The organism is Kitasatospora sp. NPDC097643, from assembly GCF_040302625.1.
Classification (GTDB): Bacteria; Actinomycetota; Actinomycetes; order Streptomycetales; family Streptomycetaceae; genus Kitasatospora.
The window spans coordinates 54,562-79,175 of the sequence record NZ_JBEOSA010000011.1 but is presented as its reverse complement, the minus strand read 5'-3'; the positions used below and the strand labels follow the sequence as shown (position 1 = coordinate 79,175).

General features: G+C 74.2%; 20 protein-coding genes and 1 pseudogene. 15 read left to right on the top strand and 6 right to left on the bottom strand.

Features of this window, described 5'->3' with window-relative positions; translation table 11 throughout:
* Positions 1-13 precede the first annotated feature (13 nt).
* On the bottom strand, positions 14-2,173 hold the full coding sequence (locus ABTY15_RS10440; protein ID WP_350579370.1) for a S9 family peptidase: 2,160 nt from the start codon (positions 2,171-2,173) through the stop codon (positions 14-16).
* Between the two features lie 94 nt (positions 2,174-2,267).
* Between ABTY15_RS10440 and ABTY15_RS10435 the strand changes: the two genes are divergently transcribed.
* Positions 2,268-3,470 (top strand): aminotransferase class V-fold PLP-dependent enzyme, encoded by a 1,203-nt coding sequence (locus ABTY15_RS10435; protein ID WP_350579353.1) that lies wholly within the window; start codon positions 2,268-2,270, stop codon positions 3,468-3,470.
* A 24-nt stretch (positions 3,471-3,494) separates the two neighbouring features.
* On the opposite strand, the gene ABTY15_RS10430 is transcribed toward ABTY15_RS10435, so the two are convergent.
* A complete protein-coding gene (locus tag ABTY15_RS10430; protein ID WP_350579338.1) occupies positions 3,495-3,827 on the bottom strand; it encodes an ArsR/SmtB family transcription factor in 333 nt (110 codons plus the stop codon).
* 29 nt (positions 3,828-3,856) lie between these two features.
* Complete coding sequence (locus ABTY15_RS10425; RefSeq protein WP_350579322.1) at positions 3,857-4,231, bottom strand: hypothetical protein; 375 nt, start codon at positions 4,229-4,231, stop codon at positions 3,857-3,859.
* A 267-nt stretch (positions 4,232-4,498) separates the two neighbouring features.
* Between ABTY15_RS10425 and ABTY15_RS10420 the strand changes: the two genes are divergently transcribed.
* The 4 genes and pseudogenes from ABTY15_RS10420 (at position 4,499) to ABTY15_RS10405 (ending at position 10,771) form a co-directional block, all read left to right on the top strand.
* A complete protein-coding gene (locus ABTY15_RS10420; RefSeq protein ID WP_350579721.1) occupies positions 4,499-7,354 on the top strand; it encodes a DEAD/DEAH box helicase in 2,856 nt (951 codons plus the stop codon).
* 204 nt (positions 7,355-7,558) lie between these two features.
* Positions 7,559-8,275, top strand: a pseudogene (locus ABTY15_RS10415) (VWA domain-containing protein); the annotation flags it as partial.
* Between the two features lie 142 nt (positions 8,276-8,417).
* On the top strand, positions 8,418-9,758 hold the full coding sequence (locus tag ABTY15_RS10410) for a radical SAM protein (RefSeq protein ID WP_350579316.1): 1,341 nt from the start codon (positions 8,418-8,420) through the stop codon (positions 9,756-9,758).
* Complete coding sequence (locus tag ABTY15_RS10405; protein ID WP_350579313.1) at positions 9,755-10,771, top strand: aminotransferase class I/II-fold pyridoxal phosphate-dependent enzyme; 1,017 nt, start codon at positions 9,755-9,757, stop codon at positions 10,769-10,771. The genes ABTY15_RS10410 and ABTY15_RS10405 overlap by 4 nt, the downstream gene beginning before the upstream one ends.
* 4 nt (positions 10,772-10,775) lie before the next feature.
* Here the strand turns inward: ABTY15_RS10405 and ABTY15_RS10400 are convergent, their stop codons facing one another.
* Together ABTY15_RS10400 and ABTY15_RS10395 are read right to left on the bottom strand one after the other, a co-directional pair.
* Positions 10,776-11,690 (bottom strand): 5'-3' exonuclease, encoded by a 915-nt coding sequence (locus ABTY15_RS10400; protein WP_350579719.1) that lies wholly within the window; start codon positions 11,688-11,690, stop codon positions 10,776-10,778.
* Positions 11,691-11,789: 99 nt separating this feature from the next.
* Positions 11,790-12,902 (bottom strand): cation diffusion facilitator family transporter, encoded by a 1,113-nt coding sequence (locus tag ABTY15_RS10395; RefSeq protein WP_350579308.1) that lies wholly within the window; start codon positions 12,900-12,902, stop codon positions 11,790-11,792.
* A gap of 173 nt (positions 12,903-13,075) precedes the next feature.
* Between ABTY15_RS10395 and chrA the strand changes: the two genes are divergently transcribed.
* The 7 genes from chrA to ABTY15_RS10360 all read left to right on the top strand — a co-directional run bounded on the left by chrA (position 13,076) and on the right by ABTY15_RS10360 (position 20,006).
* Positions 13,076-14,239: a chromate efflux transporter gene (gene chrA / locus ABTY15_RS10390; RefSeq protein WP_350579305.1), complete on the top strand. Its 1,164-nt coding sequence runs from the start codon at positions 13,076-13,078 to the stop codon at positions 14,237-14,239.
* Positions 14,240-14,326: 87 nt separating this feature from the next.
* The gene (locus ABTY15_RS10385; protein WP_350579301.1) at positions 14,327-15,274 is read left to right on the top strand and encodes an acyl-ACP desaturase; all 948 of its coding nucleotides are present in this window, start codon (positions 14,327-14,329) and stop codon (positions 15,272-15,274) included.
* Positions 15,275-15,324: 50 nt separating this feature from the next.
* Positions 15,325-16,248: a class I SAM-dependent methyltransferase gene (locus ABTY15_RS10380; protein WP_350579298.1), complete on the top strand. Its 924-nt coding sequence runs from the start codon at positions 15,325-15,327 to the stop codon at positions 16,246-16,248.
* Positions 16,249-16,255: 7 nt separating this feature from the next.
* Entirely contained in the window at positions 16,256-17,710 is a 1,455-nt protein-coding gene (locus ABTY15_RS10375; protein ID WP_350579294.1) for an MFS transporter, read from the top strand.
* A 13-nt stretch (positions 17,711-17,723) separates the two neighbouring features.
* The gene (locus tag ABTY15_RS10370; RefSeq protein WP_350579288.1) at positions 17,724-18,017 is read left to right on the top strand and encodes a phosphopantetheine-binding protein; all 294 of its coding nucleotides are present in this window, start codon (positions 17,724-17,726) and stop codon (positions 18,015-18,017) included.
* Entirely contained in the window at positions 18,014-19,240 is a 1,227-nt protein-coding gene (locus ABTY15_RS10365; RefSeq protein ID WP_350579285.1) for a beta-ketoacyl-[acyl-carrier-protein] synthase family protein, read from the top strand. The genes ABTY15_RS10370 and ABTY15_RS10365 overlap by 4 nt, the downstream gene beginning before the upstream one ends.
* 16 nt (positions 19,241-19,256) lie before the next feature.
* Positions 19,257-20,006, top strand: coding sequence for an SGNH/GDSL hydrolase family protein (locus tag ABTY15_RS10360; protein WP_350579282.1), 750 nt, complete (start codon positions 19,257-19,259; stop codon positions 20,004-20,006).
* A 98-nt stretch (positions 20,007-20,104) separates the two neighbouring features.
* Here the strand turns inward: ABTY15_RS10360 and ABTY15_RS10355 are convergent, their stop codons facing one another.
* Positions 20,105-20,833, bottom strand: coding sequence for a gamma-glutamyl-gamma-aminobutyrate hydrolase family protein (locus ABTY15_RS10355; RefSeq protein WP_350579279.1), 729 nt, complete (start codon positions 20,831-20,833; stop codon positions 20,105-20,107).
* A 156-nt stretch (positions 20,834-20,989) separates the two neighbouring features.
* Between ABTY15_RS10355 and ABTY15_RS10350 the strand changes: the two genes are divergently transcribed.
* The 3 genes from ABTY15_RS10350 to ABTY15_RS10340 all read left to right on the top strand — a co-directional run bounded on the left by ABTY15_RS10350 (position 20,990) and on the right by ABTY15_RS10340 (position 24,542).
* The gene (locus tag ABTY15_RS10350) at positions 20,990-22,375 is read left to right on the top strand and encodes a glutamine synthetase family protein (RefSeq protein ID WP_350579276.1); all 1,386 of its coding nucleotides are present in this window, start codon (positions 20,990-20,992) and stop codon (positions 22,373-22,375) included.
* Positions 22,376-22,445: 70 nt separating this feature from the next.
* On the top strand, positions 22,446-23,237 hold the full coding sequence (locus ABTY15_RS10345) for a 3-oxoacyl-ACP reductase (protein ID WP_350579273.1): 792 nt from the start codon (positions 22,446-22,448) through the stop codon (positions 23,235-23,237).
* A 108-nt stretch (positions 23,238-23,345) separates the two neighbouring features.
* The gene (locus ABTY15_RS10340; protein ID WP_350579271.1) at positions 23,346-24,542 is read left to right on the top strand and encodes a DUF2510 domain-containing protein; all 1,197 of its coding nucleotides are present in this window, start codon (positions 23,346-23,348) and stop codon (positions 24,540-24,542) included.
* The last annotated feature ends 72 nt before the right edge of the window (positions 24,543-24,614 follow it).

Below are 24,614 nucleotides of genomic sequence, written 5' to 3'. Positions count from 1 at the left end.
GGAGCACAATCGATCAGGCCGGGTTTCCGCCCAAGGAAGCACGCAGGAAGGCGAGTTCGGCCTGGGTGACCTGCTCGTTCACCCCGCCCGGGGTCATGTGGGTGACGCCCGGCAGCGGCAGCACGCTGTGCGGGCGGCCGGCCTTGGTGAGCGCCTCGGAGAGCAGCAGGGTGTGCGAGGGGTGGACGTTGTCGTCGGCCAGCCCGTGGATCAGCAGCAGCGGGCGGCTCAGGCCCGGCGCGTCGGTGACCAGGCAGTCGTCGGCGTAGCCCTCGGGGTTGTCCTGCGGCAGCCCGAGGTAGCGCTCGGTGTACGCGGTGTCGTAGTGCCGGAAGTCGGTGGGCGGGGCGCCCGCGCAGGCGGCGTGGAAGACGTCCGGGCGGCGCAGCACGGCGAGCGCCGCGAAGTAGCCGCCGTAGGACCAGCCACGGACGCCGACCCGGCCGAGGTCGAGGTCGGGGTGCTGCTCGGCGAGCGCCAGCAGGGCGTTCACCTGGTCGTCCAGCGCCACCTGGGAGAAGCGGCGGAAGATCGCCCGGGTGAACTCCGGCGAGACGAAGGGGGTGCCGCGGTTGTCGGTGGTGACCACGGCGAAACCCTGGTCGGCCCACCACTGCCGGACCTGCCAGCGGCGCGGCTCGGCGGCGACGGCCTGGAAGCCGGGGCCGCCGTAGACGTCCAGCAGCACCGGCAGCCGGCGGCCGGGGACGTGGTCGCGGGGGTACACCACGGCGGTGGGCAGGCCGAGTTCGGTGACCCGGGCGAGCTGCGGGGTCACCCGGTAGGGCAGCCGGGCGCTCAGGTCGACGAGGGTCAGCTCGTGGCCGTCGGGCGCGGCGCTCGGCTCGCTGGTCGATGCACCGCTGGTCGATGCACCGCTGATCGATGTGCCGCTGGTCGACGAGCCGTTGGGCAGCAGCCGGCGGCGGGTGCCGTCGGCGTCGGCGGTGGTGAGCAGCAGGGTGTCGGCGGCGGCCAGCGCGGAGTGCAGGCCGGGGCCGGGGGTGAGGAGTTGGGGCGCGCCGCCGTCCGGGTCGATCAGGTGGACGTACTGGTCGGCCGGGTCGCCCGCGCCGGTCTCGCAGAGCAGCCGGCCGCGCAGCCGTCCGACCACCCGGCGGATCTGGAGCCCGGTGGTGTCCAGCGGCTTGCCGTCCAGGGCGAGGCCGCGGGCCTGCGGGGTGTCGTGGACGGTGAGCAGCCGGCCGTCGGCCAGCCGGGCGGGCGTGCCGGGCAGGTCGTCGACCCAGAACTCGTCGGTGGTGCGGGAGAGTTCGGTGGTCTCGCCGGTGGCCGGGTCGGCGCTCAGCAGCAGCACCTGCTGCTGAAGCCGGTCGGCGACGGTGATCAGCAGCTCCTGGTCGGAGGCCCAGGAGGCGGCGCAGACGTACGGGAACCGCTCGTCGTCCCAGTGGATTTGGACCCGGCTGCGGTCGAGGCCGAGGACCCAGAGCCGGACGTCCGCGTTGGGGCCGCCGGCCTGCGGGTAGGCGAAGTCCTCGGCGGGCTCGCCGGGGTGGGCCGGGTCGGCGAAGTACCGCCGGGGGAGGGCCGATTCGTCCACCCGGGCGGCCAGCAGCGCGCCGCCGTCCGGGCGCCACCAGTGGCCGCGGGCCCGGCCGAGCTCCTCGGCGGCGGCGAACTCGGCGACGCCCCAGCGGGCGCCGTCGGCGGGGGAGAGCGGTTCGAGCTCCGGCGTGACGTACAGGGCGTCCCCGGCGACGTACGCGACGCGCTCGCCGGTGGCGTCCGGGCGGGGGTCGAACGCGGGCCCGGCGACCGGGAGTTCGACGGTGTCGGCGGCCGCGGTGTCGGTGCGGAAGAGCCGGCCGTCGAGGGTGAAGACGGCGACGGCGAGGTCGGCGGTGGCGGCGAAGGTGCCGATTCCGGCGGCGGTGAGGCGGGTACGCTCGCGCAGGCGGCGTTCGACGGCGGGCAGGTCCTCGCGTCGGCCGGTGCGGCCGGGGGCGAGCGCGGCCGGGTCGGCGACCAGGCGTTCCTCGCCGGTGGCGACGTCGAGCAGGTGGAGGCGGTCGACCGGGTCCTCGGGGCCGGTCGAGCGGAGCAGCAGCAGCCGGGAGCCGTCCTCGGCGAGGGTGATCGCGCGCGGGGCGCCGTAGGTGAAGCGGCCGGTGCGGGCGCTGAGGGAGAGGAAGGGGTCGGTGATGGTCACGGCCCGATCGTGGTCGCGTGGTGCGTCCCCGGACCAGTAGTCTGTCATGTGAAATGTCACACATCAGTGATCCGTCGCCAGCTGGGAGGACGCCGTGACCGAGGACGCCGTGGGCGAGGGCGCCGTGACCGAGGAGCTGTGGACCGTCGAACCCCCGGCGCCGCTCGCCGGGGTGGAGCGGCTGTTCAGCGTGTCGACGGACGCGGCGCACCTGAACCACGGTTCGTACGGCGCCGTGCCCGTCCCGGTGCAACGGGCCCAGGAGCGGCTGCGCACCGAGCACGAGCAGGACCCGGACGGCTTCTTCGCCGACCTGCCGGCCCGGGTCGGCGCCGCCCGGGTCGAGATCGCCGCCGAGCTGGCCACCGACCCGGACCGGCTCGCGCTCGTCCCCAACGTCACCGAGGCCGTCGCGATCGCCCTGGACAGCATCCCGTTCGCACCCGGTGACCGGATCCTGGTCACCGACCACGGCTACGGCGTGGTGAACCAGGCGGCCGAGCGGCGGGCCGCCGAGACCGGCGCCGAGGTGGTCCTGGTGCCGGTCGCGCTGGACGCCCCGGACGAGGCGGCCGTCCGCGAGACCGTGCTGGCCGCCGTCGACGAGCGGACGAAGGTCGCCGTCCTGGACCAGATCACCTCGCCCACCGCCCGGCTGATCGCCGACCCGGCCCTGCTCGCCGCCCTGCGCGGGCGCGGCGTGACCACCCTGGTGGACGGCGCCCACGCCCCCGGCATGCTGCCCGCCCCGGTCGACCCGGGCGCCGACTTCTGGTGCGGCAACCTGCACAAGTGGGCCTTCGCCCCGCGCGCCACCGGCGTCCTCGCGGTCCGCCCGGAGTGGGTGGACCGGGTGCGCCCGGTCGCGCTCTCCTGGGAGCACGACCAGGGGTTCCCCTGGAACGTCGAGTGGCGCGGCACCTGCGACTACACCGCCTGGCTGGCCGCGCCGGACGGCTTCGCGCTGCTGCGCGAGCTCGGCCCCGCCGCGGTGGCCGGGCACAACGCCCGGCTGGCCGCCTACGGTCAGCGGGTGCTGGCCGAGCGGGCGGGCCTGGCGCCGCTGCCCGCCACACCCGGGGTGTCGATGCGCGCCGTCCGGCTGCCCGCCGGGTGGGCCGAGCGGGAGGCCGACGCCAAGGCGCTGATGCGACAGGTGTGGCAGAGCCTCGCCACCCGGATCGCCGTCCGCCCGTGGGCCGGCGGCGGGGTGCTCCGGATCAGCGCGCAGGTGTACAACCGGCCGCAGGAGTACGAGCGGCTGGCGGACGGGCTGGCGGCGCTGTTGAAGGGCTGAGCCGGAACGCGGGCCGGGCGCCCGCTACTCGGCGGCCGCGCGCAGCTCGGCGAGCAGCAGGTTCTGGTCGTCGAGCAGCCCGGTGAGGATCCGCCGGGCCGTCCGCAGCAGGTCGGCGACGTCGCCGCCGGCCAGCGCGTACACCACCGTGCTGCCCTCCCGGGTGGCGGTGACGATGCCGGACCGGCGCAGTACCGCCAGCTGCTGGGACAGGCTGGAGGGCTCCACCTCCAGCTCGGCGAGCAGCGCGCGGACGGGCGTCGGTCCGGCCTGGAGCAGCTCCAGCACCCGGATCCGGACGGGATGGCCGAGCATCCGGAAGAAATCGGCCTTGGCCTGGTACAGCGCGACCGGCACGAGGCCCCCCTTCCCTGGTGTCGGTCCGCTCAGATCTCCAGCGCGAGTTCGATCCGCTTGAGCTGGTGCCGGGCCATCGCGAGGTTGGCACGGCCGCGGTGGAGCGCCAGGAAGAGGAAGAGCCCGCGGCCGCCCTGCGTGGTGATCGGCCGGACCAGGTGGTACTGGCTGGTGAGGCTGATCAGCATGTCCTCGATGTTGTTGTCGTGCAGGTTGAGCAGCTCCATCGTCCGCATCTTGGCCCGCACCACGTCGGTGTTGCCGGCCGCGGCGACGTTGAGGTCGAGATCGCCGCCGTCGCCCAGGGTGCCGAGCGCCATGCCGCTGTTGTAGTCGACCAGGGCCACGCCGATCGCCCCGTCGATCGCCATGGCGTCCTTGAGGGACGTCTCCAGGTTCGCCATCGTCGGTGTCCTCCTGTGAATTGGTGGGTGTGTGAACGCCTTGTGACCACGACGGTAGGGAAGCTGGGCGGCGATCCACCGGAGATGACCGGAGGTGTTCGAAGCTGGTGCGATCGTGATCAGTTGAAGACATTTGCAACTATGGATCTGAGAGAGATCTGATCTCGTAGCGCCTCGTAGTGCGGAAAAAACGGTGCTATCGATGTCAGGGCTCCCGGGTAACCTCTCGCTGAGATGCGAGATCACACCAACCACACCCGGACGGCGATGAACACCCCTGAGCCCGAGCCCCACGACGACCGGGAGCTCAGCCCCGCCGAGGCGTACGCGGCCAGCCGCCGCCGGGCCGCGGAGCAGGCCACCGCCCTGTACGGCTTCCAGCAGCTGTACGACTTCCCGCTGGACGACTTCCAGCTGGAGGCCTGCCAGGCCCTGGAGGCCGGCTCGGGCGTCCTGGTCGCCGCGCCCACCGGCTCGGGGAAGACCATCGTCGGCGAGTTCGCGGTGCACCTGGCCCTGCAAGGCGGCCGCAAGTGCTTCTACACCACGCCGATCAAGGCCCTCTCCAACCAGAAGTACGGCGACCTGGTCAAGCGCTACGGCGCCGCCAAGGTCGGCCTGCTCACCGGCGACAACAGCGTCAACGGCGACGCCCCCGTGGTGGTCATGACCACCGAGGTGCTGCGCAACATGCTGTACGCGGGTTCCAGCGCCCTCGACGGCCTCGGCTACGTCGTCATGGACGAGGTGCACTACCTGGCCGACCGCTTCCGCGGCGCCGTCTGGGAGGAGGTCATCATCCACCTCCCCGAGTCGGTCGTCCTCGCCTCGCTCTCCGCGACCGTCTCCAACGCCGAGGAGTTCGGCGACTGGCTGGACACCGTGCGCGGCGGCACCAAGGTGATCGTCTCCGAGACCCGGCCCGTGCCGCTCTGGCAGCACGTGATGGCCGGCAACCGGATGTACGACCTGTTCGCCAACCCCGACCGGGACGGCCGCCCCAAGGACAACCTGAAGAACCCCGGCAAGGCCGTCAACCCCGAGCTGGTCCGGCTCGCCCGCTCCGAGCTCGACCGCAACCCGCGCGACCGGTTCGGCCGCGGCCGGGGCCGCTCGATGCCCAACGGCCGCCCCGGCCGGGTCTGGACCCCGGGCCGGGTGGACGTCATCGACCGGCTCGACGCCGAGGGCCTGCTGCCCGCGATCACCTTCATCTTCAGCCGGGCCGGCTGCGAGGCCGCCGTCCAGCAGTGCCTCAGCTCCGGCCTGCGGCTCAACAAGGACGCCGAGCGCGCCCAGGTCCGGGCCGTCGTCGAGGAGCGCTGCGCCGACATCCCCGACGAGGACCTGCACGTTCTCGGCTACTTCGAGTGGCTGGACGGGCTGGAGCGCGGCATCGCCGCCCACCACGCGGGCATGCTGCCCCGGTTCAAGGAGGTGGTCGAGGAGCTCTTCGTGAAGGGCCTGGTCAAGGCCGTCTTCGCGACCGAGACCCTCGCCCTCGGCATCAACATGCCCGCCCGCTCGGTGGTCATGGAGAAGCTGGTCAAGTGGAACGGCGAGACCCACGCCGACATCACCCCCGGCGAGTACACCCAGCTCACCGGCCGGGCCGGGCGGCGCGGCATCGACGTCGAGGGCCACGCCGTGGTGCTCTGGCAGCGCGGTCTCGACCCGGAGGCCCTGGCCGGCCTGGCCGGCACCCGCACCTACCCGCTCAAGTCCTCGTTCCGGCCGTCCTACAACATGGCCGTCAACCTGGTCTCCCAGTTCGGCCGGCACCGCTCGCGCGAACTGCTGGAGACCTCCTTCGCCCAGTTCCAGGCGGACCGCTCGGTGGTCGGCATCGCCCGCCAGGTCCAGCGCAACGAGGAGGGGCTGGACGGCTACCGCGCGTCGATGACCTGCCACCTCGGCGACTTCGACGAGTACATGGCGCTGCGCCGACAGCTCAAGGAGCGGGAGAACGAGCTCGCCCGCGAGGGCTCCAGCCAGCGCCGCGCCGCCGCCGTCGAGTCCATCGAGCAGCTCAAGCCGGGTGACGTCATCCACGTCCCCACCGGCAAGTTCGCCGGCCTCGCCCTGGTCCTCGACCCGGGCCTGCCGCCGGTCAACCGCTCCGGCCGGGGCGGCTCGCGCCACCCCGACTACCAGGACGGGCCGCGCCCGGTGGTGCTCACCGCCGAGCGGCAGGTCAAGCGGCTCGCCATGATCGACTTCCCGCACCCGGTGGCCGCCATCGAACGGCTGCGCATCCCCAAGTCCTTCAACCCGCGCAGCCCGCAGTCCCGCCGGGACCTCGCCTCCGCGCTGCGCACCAAGGCCGGCCACCTGGAGCCCGAGCGGTTCCGGCGCGGCCGCGCCGCCGCCGCGGACGACCCGGAGATCACCCGGCTGCGCACCGTCCTGCGCCAGCACCCCTGCCACGGCTGCGACGAGCGCGAGGACCACGCCCGCTGGGCCGAGCGCTACCACCGGCTGCACCGCGACACCGAGCTGCTGGAACGCCGGATGCGCTCCCGCACCCACACCATCGCCCGCACCTTCGACCGGGTCTGCGGGCTGCTCACCGACCTCGGCTACCTCAGCGGCGACACCGTCACCGAGGACGGCAAGCGGCTCGGCCGGCTCTACGGCGAACTCGACCTGCTCGCCTCCGAGTGCATCCGCGAAGGTGTCTGGAGCGGCCTCGCCGCCGCCGAACTCGCCGCCTGCGCCTCGGCGTTGGTCTACGAGGCCCGGCAGTCCGACGACGCCGGCGCCCCCCGGGTGCCGGAGGGCGCGGCCAAGGAGGCGCTCGGCAAGATGGTCCGCATCTGGGGCCACCTCGACGCCCTGGAGGAACAGCACCGGATCAACACCGCCGAGGGCGTCGGCCAGCGCGAACCCGACCTGGGCTTCGCCTGGGTCGCCTACCGCTGGGCGCTCGGCCACAACCTCGACCAGGTCCTGCGCGACGCCGACATGCCGGCCGGCGACTTCGTCCGCTGGACCAAGCAGCTGATCGACGTCCTCGGCCAGATCCAGGACGCCGCCGGGGAGGACGCCGAACTCCGCAGGACCGCCCGCAAGGCCGTCGACGGCCTCCGTCGCGGCATCATCGCCTACTCCTCGGTCGGCTGACCGCGACACCCGAACGGGCCCGCACGTTCGTGGCGAACGTGCGGGCCCCGCTCGGGCCTGTCCGGCGGTCCTGCCCGTCCGGCCGGCCCGGTCGGTGGAAAGCCTTGCCACCGGGCAGGATCGCGCCGCACAGTGGCCGCGGGCGCGTTGACGATCGCGAGCCCCCGGCAGTCCGGCTGCCGGTACGAGGGAGGGGGACGGCAGATGGCCGTGAGTCTGAGCAAGGTCGAGCAGAGCGCGCCCGCACTGGTGAACCTGTACAAGACCGCCGCGGACGCGGTGGAGCGGCGCGGGCTGAACGGTCAGCCCGTCGCCGTCTACCTGGTGGTCGACTACTCCGGCTCGATGCGGCCCTTCTACAAGGACGGCAGCGTCCAGGCGCTCGCCGACCGGGTGTTGGGGCTGTCGGCCAATCTGGACGACGACGGGAGCGTGCCGGTCGTCTTCTTCTCCACCGAGGTCGACGCCCAGACCGAGATCGCCCTGCGGGACCACGAGGGCCAGATCGACCGGATCGTCGCCGGTCTCGGCCACATGGGCAAGACCAGCTACCACCTGGCGATGGAGGCGGTCATCCGCCACTACCGCGAAGGCGGCTCGACCGCCCCGGCGTTGGTCCTCTTCCAGACGGACGGCGGGCCCATCAACAAGGGCGCGGCGGAGCGGAGCCTCTGCGAGGCGGCGAAGCTGCCGATCTTCTGGCAGTTCATCGGCTTCGGCGACCCGGACAGCCGGCAGTTCGACTTCCTGCGGAGCCTCGACCGGTTGGCGGTCCCGGCGAAGCGGCCCATCGACAACTCCGGCTTCTTCCACCTCGGGCGGGACCCCCGGCGGATCTCCGACCGCAAGCTGTACGACCTGATGCTCTCCGAGTTCAACGCGTGGCTGGCTGCCGCCCGCGCCCAGGGCATGCTGCCTCCCCTGCCGGAGGGCCAGAGCGGCCCCGGCCAAGGCGGCTCAGGCCAGAGCGGCCCCGGCCAGGATGACGTCCGCCGCCGAGGTCTCGGGGCGGCGCTCTCCGGGTGGTTGAGAAGCCTTTTCCGCCGTCATGCATGATGACCGGATGAACCAAAGCGTCCAGCGCTTCCACGTCATCGTGCTGTCGAACTTCGCGAAGGGCTTCGACAAGTACGCCTTCGCCTATGGCAAGGCGGGGATACCGGAGAGCACCTTTCCCGACCGGTTCCACCTGCTGACCCGGGCCGAGTTGGACATCGGCATCCGCAAGGCGCGGCGCCTGCTGGACCGTCTGGCCATCCCGGGCGACCGGCTGCTGGTGCTGGAAACCACGGTGGACCCCGACGAACTGGTGCCCAACGTGTCGACCGGCCTCGGCGAGGAACTGCACGAGGCGCGCATCCGGTTGTCGGCCGTCCACGAACTCGACCACGCGGGCGAGGAGTTCACGCTGCGCCCGACGACCGTCGAGGACGCGATGGCGGCCTCCCTGCACCTGCACGGATCGGCCCTGCGTGACTACGCCGAGCTGCGACCGCGCTCGGTCTCGCTCCTTCCGGTCGCCTCCGCCTGCCAGGCCCGGTGTTCGTTCTGCTTCTCCGCGGCTTCGATCTCCAGCGACCAGACGCCGGCCCGGGTCCCGTGGGACGCGGTCGCCCACTGGCTGGAGCGCGCCCGTGCGGCGGGTGCCGAGCGTGCGGTGATCACCGGCGGTGGGGAGCCCACGCTCATACCGTTCGACCAGCAGCTGCGGCTGGTGTCCGCCTGCTCGGCGGCCTTCCCGAAGGTCGTCCTGATCACCAACGCGCACACCCTGGCGAAGGGGGAGCACGCCGACCGGGCCGACCGACTGGCCGCCCTGGGTGCGGCAGGCCTCAGCGTGCTGGCGGTCTCCCGGCACCACCAGGACGACGCCGTCAGCGAGCGACTGATGATGCTGCGCACGCCGGTGGGCTCGGTGGTCGACTCCTGGCGCGAGGAACGTGACCGCTGGCCGGGGCTGCGGATGAGGCTGATCTGCGTCCTCCAGCGCGGCGGCGTGGCCGACGCGACCGGCGTCGCCGACTACCTCTCGTGGGCCGCGGCGCTCGGTGTCGAGGAAGTCTGCTTCAAGGAGCTCTACGTCTCCACCAGCACCGAGTCGCTCTACTTCGACCGCGCGGCCAACGTCTGGAGCCGGGAGCACCAGGTCTCGCTGTCCGTGGTCACCGGGTTCGCCGAGCAGCACGGCTTCGCACTGGCCAGCCGCCTGCCCTGGGGTGCGCCGGTCTACCGGGGCAGCTGGGACGGCCGGCCGATGCGGATCGCCGCCTACACCGAGCCCAGCCTGCTCTGGGAACGCACCAGCGGGATCGCCCGCAGCTGGAACGTCCTGGCCGACGGACGCTGCTACGCCTCCCTGGAGGACCGGGCGAGCGAGGTCGTGCCGGAGGGGGCGGCGGTATGAGGTTCGACGAGTTCCAGGAGTTCCGGCAGCGGCAACTCGGTGCTTCCGCAGCGCTGCTGGACGCCGCCGAGACCAACGTGTACCGGGCGCTCGCTCCGCTGCGGCCGGAACCGCCGGTGGGTACGAGCACGGTGTACCGGTGCGACCTCGCCCGTACCTGGCTGCGGCGGTTCGAGCTGCCGGAGGAGTGGTCCCGCCGCGCCATGGTCTGCCGCGGGGTCCGGCACGGGCTCGGTGTGGTGTTCCCGTGGCTGCGCGCCGTGCGAGCGCGGTTGTGGTTGCCCGGCGACGTGTACCCGGTCTACTTCGAGCTTGCCCGCGCCGCGGGCCTGGCGCCCGCGTCCTACCCGACGCTGCCGGCGCCGGCCCTGCCGGGCTCGCCGGCGGACGACCGGCCGGAGTACCTGCTGCTCACCAACCCCAGCAAGCCGCTCGGCCGGTACCTCTCCGATGCCGAGTGCGCCGCGCTGATCTCGTGGTTGCGGGAGTCACCGCGCCGCCACCTGCTGATCGACAGCGTCTACGACCTGGGCGCCCCGTTCGCCGCCGGCACCCGGCGGTTGCTGGACACCGGCCGTGCGGTCCTGCTGCATTCGGTCACCAAGGGCTGGCTCTGGCCGCGCACGTTCGGCGTGGTCCTGCTGGGTGCGGAGCACACCGAACTGGCCGAGGCGTTCCGGGCGGATCCGCCGGCGCCGGATCAGCTGCGGCTCGCCGACCGCCTGCTGACCGAGCACGGTGACGTGCCCCGGCAGGTCGCCGACGAACTGGCCGCCCGGGCCGAGCGGTTGTTCGACCGGCTGCCGGGCGAGGTGCTCGGGGCGATTCCCGCGGCGAGCCGGATCTCGCCCGGCAACTACTTCTTCCCGGTGGACATCCCGGCGGAGACGCTCCGGCGCGAGTACGGCGTGCTCGCCGTGCCGGTCGGCGTGTTCGGGGAGAGCACCTGGTCCGGCTCCGTCCTGACCAGCCTCGCCGACGCGTTCGGCCCGGGGCCGGCGGCGGCGCGGTAACCCCTCAGGCCGGCTTGCCGGCCTGGGCGAGGGCCTCCAGCAGGCGGTCGAGGGAGGTGCCGAGACCCCAGCGGGTGGAGAGTTCCTCAAGGGTCATCGGGTCGAGGGGCTCGCGGGGGAGGGCCGGGTCGAAGGCGGGGAGGGGGGCGTCGGCGGCGACCCGGACGACCGTGGGGGCGACGTCGAGGTAGCCGGAGCCCTCGACGAGGTTGCGGCGGCGGGCGGGGGTGAGGCGGGAGGAGAGGTCGAGGGCGGCGGCACGGATGGCGGCGAGGTCGCCGTACTCGTTGATCAGCTGGGCGGCGGTCTTCTCGCCGATGCCCTTGACGCCGGGCAGGCCGTCGCTCGGGTCGCCGCGCAGGGCGGCCATGTCGGCGTACTGGGCGCCGCGCACGCCGTACTTCTCCAGGAGCAGGGCGTCGTCGGTGACCTGGAGGTTGCCCATGCCCTTGACGGGGTAGAGCACGGTGATCCGGCGGGCGTCGTCGACGAGTTGGAAGAGGTCGCGGTCGCCGGTGACGATCTGCACCGGGCCCCGGGCGCGGGCGGTGAGGGTGCCGATGACGTCGTCCGCCTCGTAGCCGGGGGAGCCGACCCGGGCGATGCCGAGCGCGTCCAGCACCTGCTCGATCACCGGGACCTGCGGGGCCAGGGTGTCGGGCACCTCCTCCTCGCCGTCCTCGGCCGCCTCGGCGACCCGGTGGGTCTTGTACGAGGGGACGAGGTCGACCCGCCACTGCGGGCGCCAGTCGGCGTCCATGCAGGCGACCAGCTGGTCGGGGTGGTGGTCGTGGACCAGCCGGGCGATGAAGTCCAGCAGGCCGCGGACGGCGTTGACCGGCTCACCCTGCGGGGAACGCAGGGTGTCCGGCACGCCGAAGTAGGCCCGGAAGTACAGGCTGGCGGAGTCGAGCAGCATCAGTCGCGGTGCGGTCTGCGGTGCGGTCACGGGTCAGATCATGCCGTACCGGGGCGACAACCGAGGGCCTTCGTCGCTCGTGCGGGCCGGCCGTGGGCCTCAGTGCTCGTGCGGGCCGGCGCGGTGGACCGGGCCGTGGGCGTCGGCGCAGTGTTCGGCGGTCAGGTCGCCGGGGGCGGCGATCTGCAACAGCGCGCCGGCCTCGTCCTCGCCGACGTGGTCGACCTGGAGCGTGCTGTGGGTGATCCCGTACTCGCCGGCGAGCCGGCGCTGGAGCTCGCGCCGTACGGCGTGGCAGTCGCCGCCGGGAGTGACCAGGATGTGCGCGGAGAGGGCGGGCTGGCCGGAGGTGATCTCCCAGATGTGCAGGTCGTGGATCTCCTCGACCAGTGGCTGGGTGACCAGGCGGTCGGCCACCGCGTCCGGGTCGATCCCGGCCGGGGCGGCCTCCAGGAAGATCCGGGCGGAGTCGCGGACCAGTCCGATGCCGGCCTTGAGCATCAGGGCGACCACGATCAGCGAGGCGATCGCGTCGGCGCGGGCGAAGCCGGTGGTGAGCACGACCAGGCCGGCGACGGCGGTGGCGATGAACGCGTACAGATCGGTGAGCACGTGCTGGAAGGCGCCCTCGACGTTCAGCGAGCTGCGGTTGGCCTTCGACATGCACCAGGTGGCGGCCAGGTTGACGACGATCCCGACCAGCGCGGTGACCAGCACCAGCGAGCCGGTGACCGCCGGCGGCTCCAGCAGCCGGGTGACCGCCTCGTAGCCCAGCCAGGCGGAGAGCACCAGCAGGGTGACGCCGTTGGCCTGGGCGGAGAGGATCTCGGCGCGCTTGAGGCCGTAGGTGTAGCCGCCGCGGGCCGGGCGGGCGGCGAGCCGCATCGCGACCAGCGCGAGGACGATCGACGCGGCGTCAGTGAGCATGTGGGCCGCGTCGGAGATCAGGGCCAGCGACTGGGCGGCGAAGCCGACCACGACCTCGCCGGCCATGAAGACGACGATCAGCGCGAGGGCGCTGAGCAGCCAGCGGCGGTCGGCGTCGGCGGCGACACCGTGCGAGTGGCCGCCGTGCCCGCCGTGTCCGTGCCCGTGTCCGTGCGCGTGTCCGCCGGTCCCGCGTCCGCCGCTCCCGTGTCCCGTCGAGCCGTGGTCGTGGGAGTGCTTGTGGTCATGCGCATGATCAGCGTGGGAGTGCTCGTGCCCGGCCATCGAAGTCCTCTCTGGAACGCACGGGTGGGGAGGGGCGGGGCCGCGAACGCCCCGCAACCGAAGTGAACCTCAGATCGGACAAAGATCCAAAGGCTGTACTGGTGACCGTTGTCGTTGCCGTTCGGACACCTTGCTCCGATAGGGTCACGCCGCCGCTGACCAGGGGAGAAGCGATGGAGTCGAACGAACGGCCGGGGTTGGTCGCGATCGCCGCCGAATGGGGCCGGATCGGGGTGACCGGCTTCGGCGGGCCGCCCGCGCACATCCTGCTGCTGCGCCGGCTCTGCGTCGACGGGCGCGGCTGGCTGACGGCGGCCGAGTTCGAGGACGGCATCGCGGCGTGCAACCTGCTGCCCGGGCCGGCCTCCACCCAGTTGGCGATCCTCACCGCCTGGCGGCTGCGCGGACCGGCCGGTGCGCTGGTCGGCGGGGTGGCCTTCATCGCGCCCGGGCTGGTGCTGATCCTGGCGCTGGCCGCGCTGTTCCTGGCCGCCGAGCCGCCGCGCTGGGTGCTCGGCGCGGCCGCCGGCGCCGGGGCGGCCGTTCCGGCGGTCGCGGTGCAGGCGGCGGTCGCGCTCGCGCCGGGCGGTTTCACCCGGATGGGTCCGGGGCGGGCGGCCCGCGCCCGCTGGGCCGGGTACGCGCTGGCGGGCGCGGCGGCGGCCGTGCTGACCGGGCCGTGGCTGGTGCTGGTGCTGCTCGCCGCCGGGCTGGCCGAGGTCGCGGTCCGTACGCCGGGGCGGCTCGCCGTGCTTCCGGTGCCCGTGCCGCTGCGCCCGCTGGCCGCGGCGCTGCCCGCGCTCGGCGGGCTGGGTGCGGTGGCCTGGGTGGCGTTCAAGGTGGGCGCGCTCTCCTACGGCGGCGGCTTCGTGATCATCCCGTTGATGCGGGACGACGCCGTCCACCGCTACCACTGGATGACGGACGGGCAGTTCCTCAACGCCGTCGCCCTCGGGCAGGTCACCCCCGGGCCGGTGGTGCACACCGTGGCCGCCGTCGGCTACGCGGCCGCCGGGACGGTCGGCGGGCTGCTCGCGGCGGCCGTCGCCTTCGCGCCGTCCTTCCTGTTCGTGCTGGTCGGCGGGGCGCACTTCGACCGGCTGCGGGCCGACCGGCGGGTGCAGGACTTCCTGACCGGCGCCGGCCCCGCGGTGGTCGGTGCGATCGCCGGGTCGGCGCTCCCACTGGCCTCCTCGCTCGGCGCCGGCTGGCAGTGGGCGGTGCTGGCGGGCGCGCTGCTGTGGCTGCTCGCCGCGCGGCGGGGCGTGGTGGCGGCGCTGCTCGGGGCGGGCGCGGCCGGGGTGGTCGCCGTGGCGGCCGGGTTGCCCTTGGTATAGGCCCTGGTCAGGGCCTGGATCCCGGCTCACTCGAACGGGTTAGGTGAGTTTGCGTCGCCGTGCGCGGTTCGGCAACGATCATGGCCCGTGGAGATCACCAGCCCGGGAACCGTCCACTGGCTCGTCGAACTGGAGCCGACCGCCGCAGAATTGACGAACCGTCACCTCGCTGCGGCGCGCGAGTGGTTCCCGCACCAGTACGTCCCGTGGAGCCTCGGCCGCGACTTCGACGGTCCGCTCGACGGCGAGCCCTGGCGCCCCGAGCAGTCCCCGCTCAGCCCTGCGTTGCGCTCCGCCCTGGTCGTCAACCTGCTGACCGAGGACAACCTGCCCGGCTACCACTGGACCATCGGCGCACAGACCTCCCGGGACGGCGCCTGGGGCGCCTGGCTGCACCAGTGGACCGCCGAGGAGGACCGGCACGCCGCCGCCATCCGCGGCTACCTGCACGCCGCCCGCGCCGTCGACCCGGTCGCGCTGGAGCGCGCCCGGATGGCCCACCTGGGCGCCGGCGCCGTCCCCGAACCGGACGGCGTGCTCGGCATCGTCGCCTACGCCGCCGTCCAGGAGCTCGCCACCCGGGTCAGCCACCGCAACACCGGCCGGCTCAGCGGCGACCCGGTCTGCGACCGGCTGCTCGCCCGGGTCGCCCAGGACGAGAACCTGCACATGGTCTTCTACCGCGAACTCCTGCGCACCGCCGTGGAGCTGGACCCCGACCAGGTGCTCGACCGGCTGGACCGGACGGTCCGCGGGTTCGCCATGCCCGGCCAGGGCATGCCCGGCTTCGACCGGATGGCCGCCGAGATCGCGGTGGCCGGCGTGTACGACCTGAGGGTGCATCACGACGAGGTGCTCGTCCCGCTGCTGCGCTCGCTGAAGGTCTTCGAGCTCACCGGGCTCGGCCCCGCCGGGGAGCGGGCCCGCGACCGGCTCGCCGCCCACCTGGCGCAGGTCGACGCCCGGGCGACCCGCTTCGTCGAGCGCCGCGCCCAGGCCCTCGCCGTCCGGGCCCGCCGCGCCGCAACCGCCTGAGCTGCTTGCAACCGCCTGAACCGCTGCTCACCGTTCAGAACAGGACCCGCATGACGATCACCACCGTCGGCACCAGCGCCGCCGACATCGAACACCACTACGACCTCGGCAACGACTTCTACGCGCTGTGGCTCGACGAGACCCTCGCCTACACCGCCGCCAAGTGGGACGGCATCCCGCGTGAGGAGCCGGACGCCACCGCGCTGCCCCGCGCCCAGCGGGCCAAGCTCGACCACCACCTGGACCTGGTCGGCGCCCGTCCCGGCGACCGGCTGCGGCTGCTGGACGTCGGCTGCGGCTGGGGCGCGATGCTGGCGCACGCCGGCCGGGACGGCCAGGGCGGCCGGGACGGTCGGGTCGCCGAGGCCGTCGGCCTCACCATCTCGCCCGCCCAGCACGCCTTCCTCACCGCCCGCGCCCTGCCCGGCGTCGAACCCCGGCTGGAGAGCTGGGAGGACCACCGCCCCGACCGGCCGTACGACGCCGTCGTCGCGATGGGCGCCTTCGAGCACTTCGCCACCGCCGGGATGACCCGCGCCGAGCGCCTCGGCGGCTACGCCCGTTACTTCGAGGCCTGCCACCGCTGGCTGCGCCCCGGCGGCCGGACGTCGTTGCAGACCATCGCCTACGACGGCGTGGCCGACGGCTCCGGCCCGGTCGGCGAGTTCGTCGGCAGCGACATCTTCCCGAGCGCCAGGCTGCCCCGGCTGAGCGAGATCGCCGCCGCCTGCGACCCGTACTTCTCGGTCGTCGCGCTGACCGCCTCGGCCGAGGACTACGCTCGCACCCTGGCCTGCTGGTCGGCCCGGCTGCTGCGGGCCCGCGAGGCCGCCGAACGGCTGGTCGGCCCCGAGGGCTACCGGCGGTACCGGCGCTACCTGCGGGCCAGTGAGGTGACCTTCCTGCGCGGCGCCGCCACGCTGTACCGGATCGGCTTCCGGCGGCGCGACGAGCCGCTGCGGCTGCCCGTCTGAGGCCGGGATGGACTCCCCACGACGGGCCTGGGCCGCGGTCACCGTGGTCTGCGCCGCGCTCTTCCTGCTCGGGCTGGACTTCACCGTCCTCAACGTGGCGATCCCCCGCCTGCGCGCCGAGCTCGGCCCGACCCTGGCCGAGACCCAGTGGATCGTCGACGGCTACGCCCTCGCGCTCGGCGGCTGCGTGCTGGCCGGCGGTGCGCTCGGCGACCGGTACGGGCGGCGGCGGGCCTTCCTGGCCGGGCTCGCGCTCTGCGCCCTGGCCTCGGCGGCCGGGGCCACCGGCAGCGGTGCGGGCCAGCTCGTCGCCGCCCGCTGCGGGATGGGGCTGGGCGCGGCGCTGTTCATGCCCGCCACCCTCTCCACCGTCGTGCACGTGCTGACCGAGCCGGCCGCCCGGAAGCGGGCGATCGGGATCTGGGCGGCGGTCGCCGGGGTCGGCGCGGTGTTCGGCCCGGTCGCGGGCGGCCTGCTGGTCGAACGGTACGGCTGGCAGTCGGCGTTCTGGCTGAACGTCCCGGTGATCGCGCTGATCGTCGTGGCGGCCCTGGCCGTCCTACCCGAATCCCGCGACCCCGAGGCCCGGCCGCTGGACACCCCCGGCTCGCTGCTGTCCTGCGCCGGGCTGCTGGCGCTGGTCTGGGGGGTGATCGAGGCGCCCGGCCGGGGCTGGACCAGCGCCGCCGTGCTGGCCGCGTTCGCGCTCTCGGCACTGCTGCTGGCCGGCTTCATCCGACGCCAACTCCGCTGCGCCGCACCGATGGTGCCGGTCCGGCTGCTGCGCGGCGGGCCGGTCTGGCCGGCCACCGTCTCGCTCGCGCTGATGTCCTTCGCGATGTTCGGCGCGATGTTCCTGCTCACCCTCTACCTCCAGCAGGTGCGCGGCCTGAGCGCCTGGCAGGCCGGGCTGCGGATGGTCCCGCTCTCCGTCGGCCTGGCCGTCGGCGCGGTCTCCGGTCCGCTGCTGGCCCGGTGGTCGGGCGCCCGGGTGCCCGCCACCGGCGGGCTGCTGCTGATCGCCGCCGGGTTCGTCCAGCTCGGCCGACTGGCCGCCGGATCGGGGGACGCGCCGGTGCTGCTCTTCGAGAGCCTCTCCGGGGTCGGCGCCGGGCTGCTCGCGCCGGTCGCCACCGAGGTGGTGATGAGCGCCATCCCGGCGAGCGCCGCCGGTGTCGGCTCGGCGCTCAACGACGCCACCCGGCAGGTCGGTTCGACCCTCGGCGTGGCGGTGCTCGGCTCCGTGCTGGCCACCTCGCTGAGCGACGCCGCGCCGGGCGACGGCCCGGCCGCCTTCGTCGAGCACTTCACCGACGGCCTCACCGCCGCCGCGACCGTGGGCGGCGCCGTCGCGGTGCTCGCGGCCGCGCTGGCCTGGCGCCGACTGCCCCGGCGCCACCCGCTGCCCGCCCCCACCCCCGCTCCGGTTCCCCGCCCGGAGCGCTCGACACCCCTGCACTGAAAGGTCCTTCGCCATGTCCCAGAGCTACGACACGATCCGCGCCTGCCTGGTCGACGAGTTCGAGGTCGCGCCCGCGCTGGTCACCCCGGAGGCCACCCTCGCCTCGCTCGCCCTCGACAGCCTCGCCCTGGTCGAACTCTCCCTCGTCGTCGAGGAGCGGATCGGCGTCACCGTCGCCGACATCACCCCGGACCGCACCCTCGGCTGGCTCGCCGCCCACGCCGACGCCACCCTCGCGACCGACGCGGGCAGCGACGCCACCCTCGCGGCCACCGACGCCACCCTCACCGCGGGCGCCGTCAGTTGAGGGCGGCGCGCACGGTCGCCGTCACCGGGCTCGGCCTGGTCACCCCGGCCGGCACCGGGGCCGCCGCCGTCTGGGACCGGTTCCTCGACGCCGCGCCCACCGCCCGCCCCGACCCCGAACTCGCCGGCCTGGCCGTCGACTTCTCCTGCCGCCTCGCCGACTTCGACCCGCCCGCCCTGCTCGGCGGGCGGCTCGCCCGCCGCCTCGACCGCTTCAGCCAGATGGCCGTGGTCGCCGCCCGCCAGGCCGTGGCCGACGCCGGGCTCGACCCCGCCGGCTGGGACGGCCCCCGGGTCGGCGTCGTCCTCGGTGTCAGCGCCAACAGCGTCCACACCTACGCCACCGAGTACGCCCGGCTGGCCGCCGGCCGGGCCGACCTCGTCTCGCCGCTGATGCTGCCGCGCAGCATCCCCAACATGGCGGCCGGGGAGGTCGGCCTCGACCTCGGCGCCCGCGGCCCCGGCCTCGTGGTCAGCACCGCCTGCGCCTCCGGCACCACCGCCCTCGCCGTCGCCTGCGACCTGCTCCGCGCCGGCACCTGCGACCTCGTCCTGGCCGGCGGCACCGACAGCGCCCGCACCCCGATGACCGCCGTCGCCTTCGACCGGCTCGGCGCGCTCTCCCGCCGCCGCCACGACCCGGCCGGCGCCTCCCGCCCGTTCGACGCCGATCGCGACGGCTTCGTCCTCGGCGAGGGCGCGGGCGTCCTGGTGCTGGAGCGGGCCGAGCACGCCCGGGCCCGCGGCGCCCGCCCCCGCGCGTACCTCGCCGGGCACGGCGCCGCCGGGGACGCGTACCACTTCACCGCCCCGCACCCCGGCGGCGACGGCCTCGCCCGGGCCGTCCGCGCCGCCCTCGCCGACGCCGGGCTCGCCCCGGACGAGATCGGTCACGTCAACGCGCACGGCACCGGCACCGCGCTGAACGACCCGGCCGAGGCGGCCGCCCTGCGGCAGGTCTTCCACCAGCCGCCGCCGGTGACCGCCAACAAGAGCGTCATCGGCCACACCATGGGCGCGGCCGGGGCGATCGAGGCGGCGCTCACCGTCCTCACCCTCCAGCACCGGCTGATCCCGCCCACCGCCAACCTCGACCGGCTCGACGAGGCGATTGCCCTCGACGTGGTCGTCAAGGCGCCGCGCCCGCTCGCCGTCCCCGCCGCCCTGTCCGTCTCCAGCGGCTTCGGCGGGCACAACGCCGCCCTCGTTCTCACCGCCGCCTGACCCGGGAGCCCCCGCCATGCGCCGCCTCGCCCTCCGGTTCGCCCGGCTCTACTTCCACCTGCTGGCCCACCGGCCGCCCCGCGACTGGACCGTCCCGGTCGCCGACGGCCGGTACCGGCCGGCCGAACCCGCCCCCGACGAGCGGCCGCTCACCCTGCTGCTGCTCGGCGACTCGCTGGCCCGGAGCCTCGGCGCCCTCCGCCCCGAACAGACCCTCGGCGCCCGGCTCGCCCAGGGCCTCGCCGACCGCACCCGCCGGCCGGTCGACCTGCGGGTACGCGCCCGGGTCGGCGCCACCACCGGCGCCGTCGGCCGCCAACTGCCCCGGTCCGCGCGGCTGGTGCCCGGCATCGCGGTGGTGATCGTCGGCGGCAACGACGTGCTGCTGCCCACCCCGCTCGGCCGGGCCGGCCGCCGCTTCGCCCACCTGGCCCGCACTCTGCGGGAGGCCGGCTGGCAGCTCGTCGTGGTGCCCTGCCCCAACCCCGGCTACGGACCGGGCTTCCGCCCGCACGCCCGCTGGATCGGCCACCACCGCTCCCGCCGACTCGCCCGCCTCCAGACCCGCACCGCCGACCGGGTCGGCGCCCACCTCGCCCCCACCTCCGGCCCCGAGTTCCGCGACCGGGCCGCCCAACTCCTCGGCCCCGACGGCATCCACCCCTCCCCGTACGGCTACGCCACCCACGCCGCCCGGATGCTCCCGACCCTCCTCGCCGCCGCCACCCACCTCCCCACCCCGGCCCCGGAGCCGGCCCCGCACTGACCCGGCCGCCCCCTCGTACGCCCCGACGACGCCGGTCCCCGCACCCCAGGGGCGCGGGGACCGGCGCGCGGCGAACCGACCGGCCCGGACTCCGCCGCCTACCCCACCACCACCGCGTCCAGCTGCGCCGCCGTGGCCGCCCGGACCAGGGCCCGCATGACCCGCAGGTCGTCCCCCTGCTCGGGGTGCCACTGCACGCCGAGAGTGAACCCCGGGCCCTCGATCGCCTCCACCGTCCCGTCCGGGGCGTGGGCGCCGACCCGCAGGCCGTTCCCGACCCGGTCGACGGCCTGGTGGTGGAAGGTCGGCACCTCCAGTTCGCTCTCCGGCAGCAGCCCGCCGAGCAGCGTCCCCGGCACCGGCCGGACCAGGTGGGTGCCGTACCGCCCGGGCGAGCCGGCGTGCACGTCGACCGGCACGACGTCCGGCAGGTGCTGCACCAGCGTTCCGCCGCACACCACGTTGAGCACCTGCATGCCCCGGCAGATCCCCAGCAGTGGCATGCCCGCCGCCAGGGCGGCCCGCAGCAGCGCGACCTCCCACTGGTCCCGGTCGGGGTTGTCGACCTCGGTCCGCGGATGGGCGGGCTGCCCGTAGTAGGCGGGGTCGAGGTCGGGCCCGCCGGCGATGACGAGGGCGTCCAGCCGGGCCAGGACCTCGGGCGCCCGGTCCGGGGCGTCGGGCGGCAGGAGCACCGCGACCCCGCCGGAGTCCTGGACGTACGCGGTGTACCGCTCGGGGACCAGGGCGACCCGGCGGGCCCGCCAGTCGCTCCAACTCGCGTCCACCACGTAGGTGCTGACGCCGATGAAAGGCCTGCGATCCATGGCGGGCATTCTCCTCCCGTCCCGCCTGATCCCCCGTCAATCACGCATGTCGGCGCGCCACACCCGCCCGCCCTCTTCCGTGCCGCGAGCCGCAGGCCGTACGGTTCGCTGTGACCGCTTGCTCTCGAAGAGTGATCGAGGAGGAGGGTGTCCGCCATGTCCGAGAACGCCGCCGCGGCCGCGTCGCCCCGGGCGCCGCTGAGCCTGGACGAGCTGCGCACGCTGGTCGACGCGGGCGAGATCCACACCGTCGCGCTCGCCTTCACCGACATGCAGGGGCGCCTCCAGGGCAAACGGTTCGCCGCCCGCTTCTTCCTGGACGAGGTGGTCGAGCACGGCGCCGAGGCGTGCGACTACCTGCTGGCCGTGGACGTCGACCTGAACACCGTGGACGGCTACGCCTTCTCCTCCTGGGCCACCGGCTACGGCGACTTCGCGATGCGCCCGGACCTGGGCACGCTGCGGCGGATCCCCTGGCAGCCGGGCACCGCGCAGGTCACCGCCGACCTCGCCCGGCACGGCGGCCACCCGGTGGACGCCGCCCCCCGCCAGCTGCTGCGCTGCCAGATCGCCCGGCTGGCCGAGTACGGGCTGGCCGCCGACATCGGCACCGAACTGGAGTTCCTGGTGTTCCGGGACACCTACGAGCAGGCCTGGCTGGGCGGCTACCGCGGCCTGACCCCGGCGAACCTGTACAACGTGGACTACTCGATGCTGGGCACGGCCCGGGTGGAGCCGCTGCTGTCCCGGATCCGCAACGAGATGGCCGGCGCGGGCCTGGTGGTCGAGTCGGCGAAGGGCGAGTGCAACCTCGGCCAGCACGAGATCGCCTTCCGCTACGCCGACGCGCTGACCACCTGCGACCAGCACAGCGTCTACAAGACGGGCGCGAAGGAGATCGCCGCGCAACAGGGCTGCGCACTGACCTTCATGGCCAAGTACGACGAACGCGAGGGCAACAGCTGCCACATCCACCTGTCCCTGCGCGACGCGGTGGGCGCGCCCGCCTTCGCGGACCGGGGCGGCCGGATGACGGACACCATGCGGCACTTCCTGGCCGGACAGCTGACGGCGCTGCGCGAGTTCAGCCTGCTGTACGCGCCGAACATCAACTCCTACAAGCGGTACCGCCCGGGCTCGTTCGCCCCGACGGCGGTGGCCTGGGGCCGGGACAACCGGACCTGCGCCTACCGGGTGGTCGGCCACGGCCAGGGGCTGCGGATGGAGAACCGGGTGCCGGGCGGCGACGTCAACCCGTACCTGGCGGTGGCCGGCATGATCGCGGCCGGGCTGCACGGCCTCCAGCAGAAGCTGGAGCTGCCCGCGCCCTGCCTGGGCAACGCCTACGCGGTGGACGAGTACGCCCGGGTGCCCGGATCGCTGCGCGAGGCCGCGGAGTTGTGGGGGCAGAGCGAGCTGGCCCGGACGGCCTTCGGGGACGACGTGGTCGACCACTACCTGAACATGGCGCGGGTGGAGCAGTCCGCGTACGACGGGGCGGTCACCGACTGGGAGCGCTACCGGTCCTTCGAGCGGATGTGAGGCCGGTGTCCGAACCGGCCACCCGCCCCGACCCCACCCCCGGCCGACCCCAGCGAGGAGCAGGAGCCAGATGACCGAGAAGCACGACGCCCCGGTGTGCCGCCGACTGGTCGGCCGCACCGCCGTGATCACCGGCGCGGGCAGCGGGATCGGTCTGGCGGCCGCCCGCCGGCTGGCCTCCGAGGGCGCCAAGGTGGTCTGCGCGGACCTCGACGAGGAGACCGGGCGGGCGGCGGCGAAGGAGGTCGGCGGCCTGTTCGTGCACACCGACGTCACCGACCCGTACATGGTCGAGGCGCTGTTCGACGAGGCGTACGAGACGTACGGGAGCGTGGACGTCGCGTTCAACAACGCGGGCATCTCGCCGCCGGAGGACGACTCGATCCTGACCACCGGGCTGGACGCCTGGCGCAGGGTGCAGGAGGTCAACCTGACCTCGGTGTACCTGTGTTGCAAGGCCGCGCTGCCGTACATGCGGCGGCACGGGCGGGGGTCGATCATCAACACGGCCAGTTTCGTGGCCCGGATGGGCGCGGCGACCTCGCAGATCTCGTACACCGCCTCCAAGGGCGGGGTGCTGGCGATGTCCCGCGAACTGGGCGTGCAGTTCGCCCGGGAAGGCATCCGGGTCAACGCGCTGTCGCCGGGGCCGGTGGACACCCCGCTGCTCCGGGAGCTGTTCGCCGCGGACCCGGAGCGGGCGGCCCGTCGACTGGTGCACATTCCGCTCGGCCGGTTCGCCCGGGCCGAGGAGATCGCGGCCGCGGTGGCCTTCCTGGCGAGCGACGACTCGTCGTTCATCACGGCGAGCGAGTTCCTGGTGGACGGCGGCATCTCCGGGGCCTACGTCACCCCGCAGTAGGCCTGCCGGGCACCCCGCGCCGCTTCTCACCGGAATCTCATCGAAAACCGCCGGAATTCCCGGTTGCGCTGATTTCACGTTTATCCGCGTGCCTTTAGATTCTCTGCTGTGAGTGAGCAGATTCCCGCCGGGTGGTACCCGGACCCGAAGGACACCGCCAGCGACCCGAGACCACAGCGCTGGTGGGACGGCAAGGGCTGGACGGCCAGCACCCGGCCCGCACCCTCGGACGCCCCGCTGCCGGCGGAGCCGGCCGCCGGGATTCCGGAGCCGGCGGCGGCCGAGGAGCCCATGGCACCGGCCGGCGAGGAGCCCACCGTGCTGACGGGCGAGGTGCTGGGCAGCGGGCCGACGGTCCGCTACCCGGAGCCGCCGCCCTTCGGCACCGCCTACGGCGCGGCCGTCCCGGCGGAGCGCAAGCCCCGGCGCAAGCCGTCCAGGCTGGTGGTCGCGACCGGCGTCGCCGCGCTGCTCGGGCTGGCCGCCGGCTCCGGCATCACCTACCTGGCGATGGACGGCCACGACGGGGACCGCCCGCACCGCAACGCCCGCGCGGCCGTGCCGTACGGCGAGGACGGGCCCTGGGGCGGCTTCCCGGGTCTCGGCGGCGGCCGCGGCGACGGCAACGGAGACGGCGGCGGAGACGGCAACGGCGGCGGCAGCGGGGACGGCAAGGCCCCCGGTGGGAACGGCGGCAAGGGCGGCAACGGCAGCGGCAAGAACCGGCCCGGCGCCGGGAACGCGGTCGACCTGGTCAACCGGCTCACCCTGCCCGTCCCCGCCGGCTGGCAGGGCAGCCACACCGTCGAGGGCTTCGCCTCGCTCACCGTCGGCCAGTACACCTGCACGGACGGCACCGATGGCTGCACCCTCGGCGGGGTGGTCACCGGCCGGATCACCGACGGCGGCACCGACGCCCAGGCGGCGGCCAAGGCCGACATCGAGAAGGCGGCCAAGGAGTCCTACGGGGACATCACCGGCCACCAGGAGCTGAAGTCCGAGGCGGTCAAGGTCAACGGCCAGGACGGCTACCTGGTTCGCTGGAAGGTCGACGCGTCCAAGGGCAACAACGGTTACGTGGAGAGCGTGGTCTTCCCGTCCGCCGACGGAAAGTCGCTGGTCTCGGTGCACTTCGGCTTCGACATCGCCGACAAGGCGCCGGACCTCGGGGTGATGGACACCATCCTCAAGGGCATCTCCGACTACAAGGGCAAGCTGCCGTCCCTGCCCGGCGGCGGCCTCCCCGGGATGCCCGGTGTCCCCGGCGGCCCCGGCGCGTCGGGTGCCCCCGGCAACGGCACCTGACCGGCCCGCTCCTCACGCCACGGCGGCCCACCCGGAAACGCTCCGGGTGGGCCGCCGTCGTTCAACGAGCGG

Bases quoted from the DNA above. Each gene is read 5' to 3' on its own strand.
- ABTY15_RS10425 (WP_350579322.1), bottom strand. From the start codon at position 4,231: ATGGCGAACCTGGAGACGTCCCTCAAGGACGCCATGGCGATCGACGGG.
- ABTY15_RS10420 (WP_350579721.1), top strand. From the start codon at position 4,499: ATGAACACCCCTGAGCCCGAGCCCCACGACGACCGGGAGCTCAGCCCC.
- ABTY15_RS10410 (WP_350579316.1), top strand. From the start codon at position 8,418: ATGAACCAAAGCGTCCAGCGCTTCCACGTCATCGTGCTGTCGAACTTC.
- ABTY15_RS10405 (WP_350579313.1), top strand. From the start codon at position 9,755: ATGAGGTTCGACGAGTTCCAGGAGTTCCGGCAGCGGCAACTCGGTGCT.
- ABTY15_RS10400 (WP_350579719.1), bottom strand. From the start codon at position 11,690: ATGCTGCTCGACTCCGCCAGCCTGTACTTCCGGGCCTACTTCGGCGTG.
- ABTY15_RS10395 (WP_350579308.1), bottom strand. From the start codon at position 12,902: ATGGCCGGGCACGAGCACTCCCACGCTGATCATGCGCATGACCACAAG.
- chrA (WP_350579305.1), top strand. From the start codon at position 13,076: ATGGAGTCGAACGAACGGCCGGGGTTGGTCGCGATCGCCGCCGAATGG.
- ABTY15_RS10380 (WP_350579298.1), top strand. From the start codon at position 15,325: ATGACGATCACCACCGTCGGCACCAGCGCCGCCGACATCGAACACCAC.
- ABTY15_RS10375 (WP_350579294.1), top strand. From the start codon at position 16,256: ATGGACTCCCCACGACGGGCCTGGGCCGCGGTCACCGTGGTCTGCGCC.
- ABTY15_RS10370 (WP_350579288.1), top strand. From the start codon at position 17,724: ATGTCCCAGAGCTACGACACGATCCGCGCCTGCCTGGTCGACGAGTTC.
- ABTY15_RS10360 (WP_350579282.1), top strand. From the start codon at position 19,257: ATGCGCCGCCTCGCCCTCCGGTTCGCCCGGCTCTACTTCCACCTGCTG.
- ABTY15_RS10355 (WP_350579279.1), bottom strand. From the start codon at position 20,833: ATGGATCGCAGGCCTTTCATCGGCGTCAGCACCTACGTGGTGGACGCG.
- ABTY15_RS10350 (WP_350579276.1), top strand. From the start codon at position 20,990: ATGTCCGAGAACGCCGCCGCGGCCGCGTCGCCCCGGGCGCCGCTGAGC.
- ABTY15_RS10345 (WP_350579273.1), top strand. From the start codon at position 22,446: ATGACCGAGAAGCACGACGCCCCGGTGTGCCGCCGACTGGTCGGCCGC.